This is a genomic window from Bacteroides sp. 51, assembly GCF_010500965.1.
GTDB lineage: Bacteria > Bacteroidota > Bacteroidia > Bacteroidales > Bacteroidaceae > Bacteroides.
Window position 1 is genome coordinate 1 of record NZ_QVMI01000050.1, and the last position, 12,074, is coordinate 12,074.

Annotated in this window: 11 protein-coding genes and 2 pseudogenes; 11 read left to right on the forward strand and 2 right to left on the reverse strand. The window is 41.9% G+C overall.

Going from position 1 to position 12,074, the window contains the following annotated elements; genetic code table 11:
* Positions 1–73: 73 nt before the first annotated feature.
* From D0T87_RS22350 to D0T87_RS22380, 7 genes and pseudogenes are all read left to right on the forward strand, one after another.
* A pseudogene (locus tag D0T87_RS22350) lies at positions 74–2,332 on the forward strand (helicase-related protein); the annotation flags it as partial.
* Positions 2,333–3,212: 880 nt separating this feature from the next.
* Positions 3,213–3,497: a hypothetical protein gene (locus D0T87_RS22355; RefSeq protein ID WP_163178205.1), complete on the forward strand. Its 285-nt coding sequence runs from the start codon at positions 3,213–3,215 to the stop codon at positions 3,495–3,497.
* Between the two features lie 18 nt (positions 3,498–3,515).
* Positions 3,516–3,881, forward strand: a complete 366-nt coding sequence (locus D0T87_RS22360; RefSeq protein ID WP_163178207.1) for a hypothetical protein — start codon at positions 3,516–3,518, stop codon at positions 3,879–3,881.
* 241 nt (positions 3,882–4,122) lie between these two features.
* The gene (locus D0T87_RS22365) at positions 4,123–4,878 is read left to right on the forward strand and encodes a ParA family protein (RefSeq protein WP_163178209.1); all 756 of its coding nucleotides are present in this window, start codon (positions 4,123–4,125) and stop codon (positions 4,876–4,878) included.
* Positions 4,879–4,884: 6 nt separating this feature from the next.
* A complete protein-coding gene (locus D0T87_RS22370; protein ID WP_163178211.1) occupies positions 4,885–5,148 on the forward strand; it encodes a hypothetical protein in 264 nt (87 codons plus the stop codon).
* Between the two features lie 3 nt (positions 5,149–5,151).
* On the forward strand, positions 5,152–5,925 hold the full coding sequence (locus tag D0T87_RS22375) for an SDR family oxidoreductase (RefSeq protein WP_163178213.1): 774 nt from the start codon (positions 5,152–5,154) through the stop codon (positions 5,923–5,925).
* 39 nt (positions 5,926–5,964) lie between these two features.
* Positions 5,965–8,211 carry an ATP-dependent RecD-like DNA helicase gene (locus tag D0T87_RS22380; RefSeq protein WP_163178215.1) on the forward strand — a complete coding sequence of 749 codons (2,247 nt, stop codon included), beginning with the start codon at positions 5,965–5,967 and terminating at the stop codon, positions 8,209–8,211.
* Position 8,212: 1 nt separating this feature from the next.
* On the opposite strand, the pseudogene D0T87_RS22385 reads toward D0T87_RS22380, so the two are convergent.
* Positions 8,213–8,515 (reverse strand): annotated as a pseudogene (locus tag D0T87_RS22385) (TIGR04076 family protein).
* 5 nt (positions 8,516–8,520) lie between these two features.
* Positions 8,521–9,156 (reverse strand): recombinase family protein, encoded by a 636-nt coding sequence (locus tag D0T87_RS22390; RefSeq protein ID WP_163178217.1) that lies wholly within the window; start codon positions 9,154–9,156, stop codon positions 8,521–8,523.
* 522 nt (positions 9,157–9,678) lie between these two features.
* Here D0T87_RS22390 and D0T87_RS22395 point away from each other — a divergent pair.
* From D0T87_RS22395 to D0T87_RS22410, 4 genes are read left to right on the forward strand one after another with little or no spacing between them, the layout of a single operon-like run.
* Positions 9,679–10,656 (forward strand): hypothetical protein, encoded by a 978-nt coding sequence (locus D0T87_RS22395; protein WP_163178219.1) that lies wholly within the window; start codon positions 9,679–9,681, stop codon positions 10,654–10,656.
* Between the two features lie 11 nt (positions 10,657–10,667).
* Complete coding sequence (locus D0T87_RS22400) at positions 10,668–11,114, forward strand: hypothetical protein (RefSeq protein ID WP_163178221.1); 447 nt, start codon at positions 10,668–10,670, stop codon at positions 11,112–11,114.
* Positions 11,114–11,464, forward strand: a complete 351-nt coding sequence (locus D0T87_RS22405) for a hypothetical protein (RefSeq protein ID WP_163178223.1) — start codon at positions 11,114–11,116, stop codon at positions 11,462–11,464. Before D0T87_RS22400 ends, D0T87_RS22405 begins: the two co-directional genes overlap by 1 nt.
* A gap of 5 nt (positions 11,465–11,469) precedes the next feature.
* Positions 11,470–11,973: a hypothetical protein gene (locus D0T87_RS22410; RefSeq protein ID WP_163178225.1), complete on the forward strand. Its 504-nt coding sequence runs from the start codon at positions 11,470–11,472 to the stop codon at positions 11,971–11,973.
* The last annotated feature ends 101 nt before the right edge of the window (positions 11,974–12,074 follow it).

A 12,074-nucleotide genomic window follows, 5' to 3' on the forward strand; every position in this document is an offset into this window, starting at 1 on the left:
CAACTTTTTCCTGAAAGCAACTCATTATAAGGCGTTCTAATAAAAAGTTGGGATAATGAAAAGTTTTGGATAACAGTTGTTATCAAAACGTTTTGATAACAACTGGGATTGTATTATACTCACACACGACCAATTCGGTAAAATACCACAATCGGATGTTACCAAAAGGACAATCTTTGAAGAAGAACTGGCAGATGTCGAACGTTCGCTGGATGCACTGGATGAATCAGGTAACCAATGGAATAATCGAAAACTGGTGAAAGGATTGGAAAAGCGAAAAGAAAACCTCGGTGTATTACTTGCTAATCTAAGGTATGATATAGAAAAGAAAAAAGATGAAGAGTGTGTAGATTTCCATGCTATGGGCATAGACCACATATTTGTTGATGAAAGCCAGTTTTTCAAAAATCTAATGTTTCAAACACGCCACACACGCGTAGCGGGCATTGGGAACACAGTTGGCTCGCAACGTTCCATGAATCTGTTAATTGCTATCCGGGATATACAAATGCGCACAGGTAAAGATTTAGGAGCCACGTTTCTATCGGGTACAGTGATAGTTAATGCCCTTACTGAATTGTATGTACTATTCAAGTATCTTCGACCCGGAGAGTTGGCAAAACAAAAGGTAAGTTGTTTTGATGCCTGGGCAGCTATTTTCACCAAGAAAGCAACCGATTACGAGTTAAGTGTTACGGGTGCAATCAAACGCAAGGAGCGATTCCGCACGTACATAAAGGTTCCTGAACTGGCGGCAATGCTGCGGGAGATAACCGATTATCGGACAGCAGAAATGATAAACCTCGATGTTCCGGCCAAGAACATTCAGTTCCTTTCATCCACACCCACATTGGCACAGGAAGAAATGATAAATCGGTTGGTTACTTTTGCTAATTCCGGAAACTGGTTAGACCTCGGATTAAGCCGTCCCGAACCTGAAAACCTTGATAAAGCCAAAATGCTTATTGCCACCGACATAGCCCGTAAAATGGCACTTGATATGCGAATGTTGGATTCTTTAAGGTTTAACGACGACCCGGCAAACAAAGCCTCCATGTGTGCAGCTAAACTATATGAATATTACAACCGATTTAATGCACAAAAAGGTACGCAATTTGTGTTTAGTGATTTATCCACATACAAGCCAAACGAATGGAATATTTATAGTGAGATTAAAACAAAATTAGTTCTTGACTATGGTATTCCGGCAGATGAAATACAGTTTATCCAGTGTGCCAAAACAGAAAGGGCAAGAAAAAAGATGATTGAGAAAATGAATACCGGAGAAATCCGGGTGCTTTTCGGCTCTACTGCTATGTTGGGAACGGGAGTAAACGCACAGCAGCGGGCTGTTGCGATTCATCACCTTGAGATACCTTGGCGTCCGGCTGATTTGGAACAGCGCAATGGAAGAGCCGTGCGGAAAGGGAATACCGTAAAGATTTGGGGAGATAATAAAGTAGATATATTTATTTACGGAACAGAAAAGACGCTCGATGCTTACAAGTTCAACTTATTAAAGAACAAACAATTATTTATCAGCCAAATAAATAACGGAACGGTAGCCGTTCGCAGGATGGACGAAGATAGTCTGGATGAAAACAGCGGAATGAATTTTGCCGAGTTTGTGGCAATTCTTTCCGGTAATACAGATTTGCTTTCAAAAACCAAACTGGATAACAAGATTATGCAATTGGAGAAAGAACAAGCTATATTCAATAAAGCACGTTACAAAGCTGAAAGAACGATTATACGCCATCAGGAAGAGATAGAAGAGGGCAAGTTATTCATCCAGCGGGTAAGTAGTGATATTGATTATGTACGCAGTTATGCCGGTACAGATAAAATCACCATGAACGGACAAAGCTATACCTCACTGGAAGAAACCGGAAAAGCCCTGCATTATGTAGCCCGGACAAATCGCGACGACCAGTTACGCCACATTGGTAATTGTATGGGGTTGAAACTTTTGGTGAAAGCGGAATATCATTGGACGGGTTCTTTTGAACGCAATATGTTCTTTATAGAGGGCAAAAGCGGCATTAAATACCGGTGTGGAATGACAGGTGCGCTTCCGCAGAGTTTTAAATATGCTGCCGAATATCCAGTTACTACATTGGCAAACCTCGGACAGATTGTAACCCGTAAGAACATAGAGATAGAAGCTAAAGAAAAGGAAATACCCATGCTCGAAAAAATAAAAGATTCCGTTTGGACTAAAACGCATGAATTAGCCGGATTGAAAACCGAATGTAAAATATTACAGGAAAAAATAGACGCATCGTTAAAAGCAATGGAAGAAGAAGTTATTCCTGTAGAAGAAGTAGCCTAGATTTTAACCTAAACCTTTCCCTGTCTGCCCAAAAAAGGGGTAGATAGGGATTAACTTTATCCGAACGGGATTCATTTTATAATATATCCAACCTTTTTTAAAGGTGATTTAGTGGAGAAAAGCCCATTATTTTCGTCCGCAAACCATTACCCGTATAAATACGTGCAACCATTTCGGACAATGGCATAGCCGCAGAAGAATTCTCCTTTTGGGGTGAAAGCAAGTTTCAATCCCGTCGGAGAATACATCTTTTTCCGGCTCTGCTGAAGCGGTGGCTTTTTTATTATCACAATCACCTGTTTCCTTAACAATAGCCAACGTCCGGATCTTCCTTTTATACTCTCTTATCTTCCTATTATAAAAAGGCTTCTCCCTCCCAAAAGTAATAGGAATGTCTGTTTCTGGATACCGCTTCCCTTTGCTCAGCCATATTCAAAAAAGGGCAAACAGCGACACATTCCTTACATCATAGTACCAGAACTTCGATGAATCGAAACAGTCTGGCAGATTGATGACAGAAAGAGTCGCTTTTTCGTTTGCCCCGGCAGACTGCACCTCTTACCCGCTCAAGCCTTTTTCATCCTATTATAGCATTTCCTTTATAGCTACTTCTTCCTTTTATACCATTTCAGCCATATCAGAATATTCGATCTATCCGATGGGCTTTACCAAATGCGAAGGTCTGCCACACGACTTTAAAGCCTGGTTTAAAATGTATTTCTTTCGGATTCTTCCTCCTGCGGAGGGTAATCGTCAAGAAAAACCAGCTTCAAAAGTCCGATGGTGACAGTTGTATTGCACTGTTAAATTCCCAATCGGCTTCGATAAGAAAAGTTTGAGGTCAGGGGAAAACAAATGTTTCATTAAACACGATTTGAATATGGAAAATTATCAGAATATCGAGCAGACAAAAGAGTACCAACTGGCTAAAGCTGTTGAAGGCGCATTGAACGATTATTGTTTCAATCCCAAGTACTTTGCAGTAACAATCCCAATGATGCACCCAACATTGCAACAGTCTCTTTATCGACTAATCCGCGAATGTTTAAAGGTCATGGCGGATGACAACCGCTATTATGATGACCGTAACCGTTCCTCCCACGAAGAAGCGAAAGCAATACTGGAGTATCTACAGGAGAAAGGAAAACCAATACCATTTATTTAATTCTAAACACTTACAGTTATGGACAAAGAGTATGTTTTGCAGGTGGCAGAGACCGCCAAAAATCAGTTATTGGCAACAACCCCGATGAATGTTATTCTTTCTTGGGGAGTAGAGAAATTCATCGCCACAGTGTTCAAGCAAATGCCGGCACTCAAATTCAAAGTAAACGGACGCCTGTTCAAGGGATTTGTGGTAGTAACTCTTAATGGCAGTGACTATTATGAGGTTTACTTGATGAGTTATCAAGAGATCAAATGTGTCACCGATAGAGCTTTTTTTGATCAGGTAGGTGAAATCATTGACAGAACCATCGAAAGTGGAACTAATAAGACTGAATACGAACAGTTCTGTCGGCAGCAATGGAATAATCTATTGGCAAAATAGCATCCATTAATCATCCTTTAGTCCATGTCAGATACTCTTGTATTTATATATGGACTAAAAGGAATGTATTCTAAATAGGGGCAAATAAAATTCTATCTAAGATATAATGTACTGTATTCCAGTAAATACTATTAATAGTATTTACTAAATAAAACAAAAAGCTAATAGTATTAAATACTAATATTAGTATATGCTGATATAATTATTACCTTTGTATTCTAATGTAAAAACAGAATGAAATATGTCTAGTATTATAGCTATACTAAATCATAAAGGGGGTGTAGGAAAAACCACCACAACTATCAATCTTGCCGCTGCCCTACAACAAAAAGGCAAGAAAACCCTTGTTATAGACCTTGACGGACAAGCGAACCTTACCGAATCCTTCGGCTACTCTATTGAGGAGCCGAACACGGTATATGGAGCGATGAAAGGTGAATATCCTCTTCCTCTTATAAAGACAGAGAGTGGTATTACCTTGATTCCGTCCTGTCTCGATTTGTCGGCGGCAGAATCAGAACTTATCAATGAACCGGGACGGGAAATGATTTTGAGGCAACTGATTAGTAAACTGCCTAAAGAAAATAAGTTTGATTACATCCTTATTGACTGTCCCCCTTCATTGGGATTGCTCACTTTAAACGCATTAACGGCAGCCGACTTCCTGATTATACCGGTACAGGCTCAATTCTTGGCAATGCGAGGTATGGCTAAGATAATGAACGTTATCAGCATCGTTCAAGAGCGCCTCAACCCCAATTTGAAGATTGGCGGCATTGTCATTACCCAATATGACAAACGCAAGACTCTGAATAAAAGTGTTACGGAAATTATTCATGATTCTTTCTGCGACAAGGTTTTCAAGACAATTATCCGTGACAATGTGACTTTGGCAGAAGCACCGATTAATGGAAAGAATATCTACGAGTACAACAAGAATAGTAACGGAGCAAAAGATTACATGGCTTTAGCCGAAGAAGTCATACAATTAAAATAAACCGATATGAGCAAAAGCGACCTGTTAAAAAAGAACATGAAAGGTGGTCTGAATGGCCTCCTTTCATCAACCATCCCCTCTTATACAGAAGATAAACCCGCAAAAAATGAGGTAGAAAAGGAGAAAGAAACAGTGGTACACTGTAACTTTCTTATCAACAAGAGTATTCATACCAGAATGAAGCACTTGGCAATAGACAATAATATGTCTCTGAAAGATATTGTAAACGAAGCCATGAAAGAGTATTTAGACAAGTACGAAAAGGAGTAATCCATGAGGAGAACAATTATAGTAACCGGTGGAGCAAACGGTATCGGTCGTTGTATAACGGAGCATTTCGCATCAGAGGGTGATACTGTATATATCCTGGATAAAGATGCCAAACGAACTGTCGTAGTGGCAAATGAGATGCAGCACAAAGGGTGGAATGTTATCGGCTGCATCGGAGATATAGCCGACAAACAAACCCTTATAGACTTTGCCGGACAAGTCCTTTCCGAGCATTCCGAAGGTATTCATTGCATCATCAACAATGCCTGCCTGATGCAGGGAGGTATACTGGACGGCTGCGAATATGAGGATTTCCTTTATGCCCAGCGCGTAGGTGTAGCCGCTCCTTTCATGTTGGCAAAGTTATTCAAAGACCATTTCATCGGTCTGGGTTCTATTGTGAATATTTCTTCCACACGGGCGTTTCAATCCCAACCTAACACAGAAAGCTATACGGCCGCTAAAGGTGGCATTACAGCTTTGACCCATGCGCTTGCCGTCAGTTTGTCCGGCATAGCACGTGTCAATTCCATTGCACCGGGATGGATAGAGACAGACACTCATCAAAAAGCGGCCTTTCTGCCTTCAAGCGAAAGTGATTACTTGCAACACCCTTCCCAGCGGGTGGGTACTCCCGATGATATAGCCCGTGCAGTCGTTTTTCTATGCGATGAACGAAATTCGTTCATCAATGGTGAAAATATTACAATTGACGGTGGTATGAGCAAACTGATGGTTTACCACAATGATTGCGGATGGGAATACAAAACCCAATAATCCATAGCAATCAAGAATAATAGTTGAAGAGAAAGACAGATGATAAAGCTCCGTTGCGTAGTAGAACGCATCACTTATCAGAATCCCGATAACGGGTATTCGGTGATGAAGGTCAATGTAAAAGGTTATAATGACCCTGTTACTTTGGTAGGTAACTTGCTGGAAGTTCCGGTGGGCAGTGTACTGCTATGCGATGGCAACTGGAAAGTCGATAAGAAATACGGGAGCCAGTTTGTTGCAGAATCATGGGAGGAAGTCATGCCTGCCACCATCTATGGCATCGAGAAGTATCTGGGTAGCGGACTGGTGAAAGGCATCGGCCCCAAGTTTGCCAAACTGATTGTAGCAAAGTTCGGGCTGGAGACCATCGATGTAATAGAGAGCGACATCGAACGCTTGTATGAAGTGTCCGGCATCGGTAAGAAACGTGTGGAAAAGATTGGTGAAAGCTGGGAAAAACAGAAAGACATCAAGAACGTGATGCTTTTTCTTCAAGGTTATGGAGTAAGTACCGCGTACGCTGCCAAAATCTATCGACAGTACGGCAAGGAAAGTATTGATAAGGTAAAGGACAATCCGTATCGCTTGGCGGATGATATATGGGGCATCGGCTTTAAGACCGCTGACGGTATCGCCACCAAAATGGGTTACGAAAAGAACGACTTGCGCCGTTGCCGGAGTGGAATCCTCTACACGCTGGGGCAGTTGTCCAACGACGGTCATGTATATGCAGAAGAAGAGCAACTGATAAAATCTGCCATGCAGTTGCTCGAAGTCGAAGAAGAACCCGTAAAGCAAGCGATGACACAAATGATTGAGGTCAAAGACCTGGAACTTGACAATGAAGCCATCTACCTTCCCCCTTTTTATTATGCCGAATGTGGCACAGCCAACCGTCTTCGGGCATTGGTAGAAGCTACTGAGGGTGACAGGAAGAAGCCCACTTTCAACCTTGCCGCGATCTCGAAAGAGACCGGCATTGAATACGACGATATTCAGGTAGCCGCTATCCGCCAAGCCATAGAATCCAAAGTGATGGTGTTGACAGGCGGTCCCGGAACAGGCAAAACCACGACCACACAAGGCATCATTGCCGCTTTGAAGACGGCAGGCATGCGCATCTTGCTTGCCACACCCACCGGCAGAGCCGCCAAACGTATGAGCGAAGCCACCGGCATGGAAGCCAAAACCATCCACCGGTTGCTGGAATACAATCCCAAAGACGGGTACAAGCGTAATGAAGAAAACCCGTTGGAAGCCGACGTCTTGATTGTAGATGAATGCTCCATGATAGACATTCTTCTAATGAATCACCTGATGAAAACCATTCCTGCGGGAATGCGGCTGGTGATGGTGGGCGACATCGACCAGCTGCCCAGCGTGGGGGTAGGCAATGTGTTGCGCGACATTATTGACTCAACCAAAATACCCGTTGTACGCCTCACCCGCATTTTCCGTCAGGCCCAGTCCAGCCGCATCGTGATGAGCGCCCATGCCATCAACAACGGTCGGTTTCCCGATACGAGCAACGGCAAAGACACCGACTTCTTTTTTATAAAGGAAGAAGAACCGAACCAGGTTGCTGAAAGCATCGTTCATCTGGTAAAAGAACGGCTTCCGAAAGCATACAGTCTGTCGCCCGGCAAAATACAAGTCCTTACGCCCATGCAGCGGGGAGTGGTGGGCGCATCCAATCTCAACATGGTGCTTCAGGAGGCTTTGAACCCCACGTCTATCTGCCTGAACCGGGGCGGTTATTCTTTCCGGAAAGGCGACCGCGTAATGCAGATACGGAACAACTACGACAAAGGTGTATTCAATGGCGACTTGGGTTACATCGAAGAAGTAGATATGGAAGAACGGACCCTCACAGCCAGTTTTGACGGCATTTCGGTAGAGTATGAAGCCTCCGAACTCGACGAGCTTTCTTTGGCATACGCCACCACCATTCATAAATCGCAAGGCTCGGAATATCCGATAGTAGTCATGCCGGTGTTGATGAATCACTATGTAATGCTTCAACGAAACCTTATCTACACAGGCATTACCCGAGCCCGGAAAATTTGCGTACTTATCGGCACCACCAAAGCGCTGGCTTATGCCATCCGTAATATGTCGGTACTAAAACGCAATACGAAACTCAAGGAAAGGTTAAACCCGTCGCTGGCTGTAAAAACGGATAAACAGGAACTAACTCCGAAAGTTATTCCTTATCGGGAACTCTCGGAAGCGTCCGGCTCAATGGCGGCGGAAGATGCTGTTCCGTATGGGAAGAAGAAAAAGTAGATTATTCTATCGTTTCAATTAAAAAACTTACCGGACGAAATCCGTCGTTACACGAAATCATAGCCGAATAAGGGTTCTTCATCCATCCGTTATAGAAATCACCTCCCCCATGTGCCAATGTCATCACAAACGGCATCATACTCTGCCATGCACTTTCACACATGCCTTCCGGTTTCTAATTATCCTTTGATATGAAAGTTTGCCCTTCCTGCATGTCGCAGGCATGTTCCATCGGATTTTCATACATAGCCGACAGGTCACCATAATGAATTTTACGGATTACTGTTATTTTGACCTTCTTTATCATTTCTATTCCTCTTTAGATCCATCACTATTCTTTCTTGGCCCAAGCGCCCCCTTTGTATGCCCTCTGTTCAGATCCACATCAGCCTCATTCAATACCCTAAAAACTGAACTACGGCTTTTGAATCCACTCGTTTTCCAGATGTCATCAATCGTATGCCCACTCTTATACATATTTACTACAAGTTTAGCTCTCTCTGCTTTATTGTGTGCAGCAGAAGTAAGAACCTTGATTTTGCTCTTCAGCTTGCGTATATGATTAGTAGCTTTCCGATTGGCATTTACCTCCGAGGGCAATAAAGCAATGGTAAGCAACACATCTGATGTTTTGGTTTCAGGAAACAATTCGTTGCTGGAATCAATCTTGTCATGAATGGAGATAATCCGGATGACTTTCACCCGGCAGAATTCCAGGAAGAATGCTAACTGCCGGGTACCCTGTAGGACATTACTAAGTTTGGGCACGACCAATTCATCGCCCTTATGCAGGTTTCCCAGCACCTTATTCCATAGTGGACGTAGCTTCTCCTGTTCCGGTTGCTCTTCGACAATCTCACAACAACCGTATCTCTTCATCCATTCAATATCGGCTTCAGCACCATCATAATGGGCAGAACGCATCAAATAGCCAACTTTTGCCATAACTCATTCTTTGGATATAAAATTTGCGAGTAAAATTATAATATTTATAATAGAATAAATCATACTCAACCCCAAATATGTATGCTTTAAATCTTTTTAATTATACCGATGTGCGGATTACTATGTTCTTTGTCTGAACACTTTGACATATCCTGACATGAAAAAAACGAATGGTCCAAATCTTTCGTTCAGTATTCTATTTTTCAAGAATGGCATGTTTTCTATATTCTGTTTTTACTACTACTTTTTATCTAATAACTGATTTGTAATCAGTTATATAAATCACACTAAGAGTATGATTATACAAGAATAATTAAATCAATTGATTGATGATAATTCTCTGGAATTTTATACTATACATTTGCATTTGAAATTTTAATCAAAGACAATATGGAGCGGTTTTCACTGAAAAGGAATGTTTATAAATGGCAGATGAAATATACACAACATCAAAAGTGTATTTTATCGCTTTTCCTCATAAAGGTTAATAATCATACTCATCATTTTCTAATATTGATTTCCTTGTTTTATCTGTCAAGTTGCTCTTCAAGGAAGGATTACCAATTTCAGGATTCTGATGAAGCCGTTAATGCTTATAGTGATCTGCTGTACCAAATAAGATTGCTCGACAGGGTTTCAACAACCCATATTATTGATTTAGTCCATAAATGGCAAACATTGAATGACTCGGTATTTATCTGCATCGTTCGGGACAGTATCGATAATAAAAATTATCACAGCAAAACTGATTATAAAATAATCAACGACTCGATAATTCTCGAACTCGAACGCCTGATTGACAGCAACCCTCGAAATTTCAATGACTATTATCACATACTGAACAAGTTATCCGGTTCGGAACTTCCTGAAGAAATGAAAGGATTGGTCGCATCCGCTCATCAGTTTTTTCATTCCATGGACTCCGTATCGATTCGTCGAGTTGACAAGCGGGAAACAATTCTGTTTTACGAAAACATGCTGGATTCAGCATTATCTCGCAACATCCGATCCAAACAGGATATCCTGCATTTCTTGAAATCCGAAGACATTGCTTTCAGACTCTTTCTTGGCCACCTGTCATCTTGGGGGGATATGCCTCTTGATCATATCAAGGTGAAGACTCAGGCGCAGGTAAGGAACATTTTTGAGTTGACGACCCGAAACCAGGAGATAATGAGCAAATCAGAGATCGTGATATTGATGACCATGCGCAATAACCGTCGGTTGCTCCAGAATGCCAACGTCTGTGTGACCGACGTACATAAGTTGGATTTCAACGATAGCAATCAGGCGACGGCATACCTGTGGATGCTTCTACAACCCTGGCTGTCAATAGACGGATTCTCCTATACATTGCTGTCACAAGAAGAAAGAGAATCACTTGAAAAATTAGCTATTGAAATGCCGCAAACTTTTAGCAAGTTGGAATCGGGACATTTTCCCATTGACTTAAATATGCTTCCCTCACTCCTGATGAAAGCCTATATTGATAATTTATAAACCACCTTCACATGCAACAAGAATATATCGAACGTTTCATTATGTTAGCTTCTTTGGAAATGCCTAATCTTATTGTCTCAACTCTTTTTCAAGGAGCAGAACTATCCGACGAAAGCACATTACTGACATTCTCTTTACCCAAAAAGTATTTGTTGGAGGAATTGATCGACGAGTTGGAGGATCAGATGGAATTAATCCTTTTATACCATCACATTCCCTCCGAAGATACCATCTTTGGGCATCGTTGCTGTGCATACTCTAATCCGCATTTTGGGCACATGTACAAAATGAATGCTATCGCAGATGAGCGTTGCAGGTGCGACACCATCTACGTTACCTTGTATTCGTCATTGGAAGTCATGGGCATTAAGTTGCGTAATGAACTGGTAGAGACTGGCAAGCGTGGGCGGTTCATCTACAACCGCAAGGTAGATGAACTATTACGGGATTTTATCTAATGAAGGCGGAACTATATCAGCAACTGGTTACTCTTATACATGCCACTTATACATGGGTGGATGTCATGGATGCTGATGGAGAAGAAAGTTTCAGTTTCCATACCGGCGGAAGTTTTTATCCTGTTCACAGCCGGGTCTTGCGTCTGGTCGCCAAATGGTCAAACTACAATTATCCGAAGGGCCAATGCTGGCGTATTCCTGAGTTTGAATTGGATAATGCCATCCGTGCGTTGAGCCAAAATCCCTCCTTCAGGAAGCGTTGCCGGAACAATCAGCTTCTTTATACGGATGCGGAAACAATCATTAAGGAAGCCTCCTTCGGACATATTATTTTAGAATTAGAGCCCTAATAAAAATGATTACAAATAGTATACATATCCTATTTCCTGTGTTATTGTTTCTGTTTTCCCTGATTGGCTATAAGGCAGCCGGGAAAAGAATAAGCAAATTCTATGTAAGCATGGCCCAACGCCATAGTTGGCGCAGGTTTTATACGCTAATGCTATTACTGATATTGTTGCTGTTCCATTTCAACTATGTCAATATCGCTCAAAGTGTATATGACCTGGCTCCTTCATCCATTGCCTTTATCTTTCTGTTCTCACATGGTTTCACAGAGCGCATCATCTATTACCTTCAGAACAGAAGGACGCTCTTCGTGAGTGCCATCATTGCCCTGATCTGTGGGTTTATTCCGTTCTTCCTTTCGACAGCCGTCACAATAGAAGCCCTTTTATTCGGAGCGATATTTTACCCCTCGCGAAAAGTGCGTGAACGGATTTCATTCCCTAATTATCACAAGGAAATAATGGAGCAGCCAGGAGATATACGATACTTCTATTACGACTGGAATGATTGACAATTAGATTTCTTTTTCGATGGCTATTGACTGTCACATTAAAGAATGAAACGTCATCAATGAAAAGGGTTAGCCCAAAAACTTCTTTCACGACAGACAAG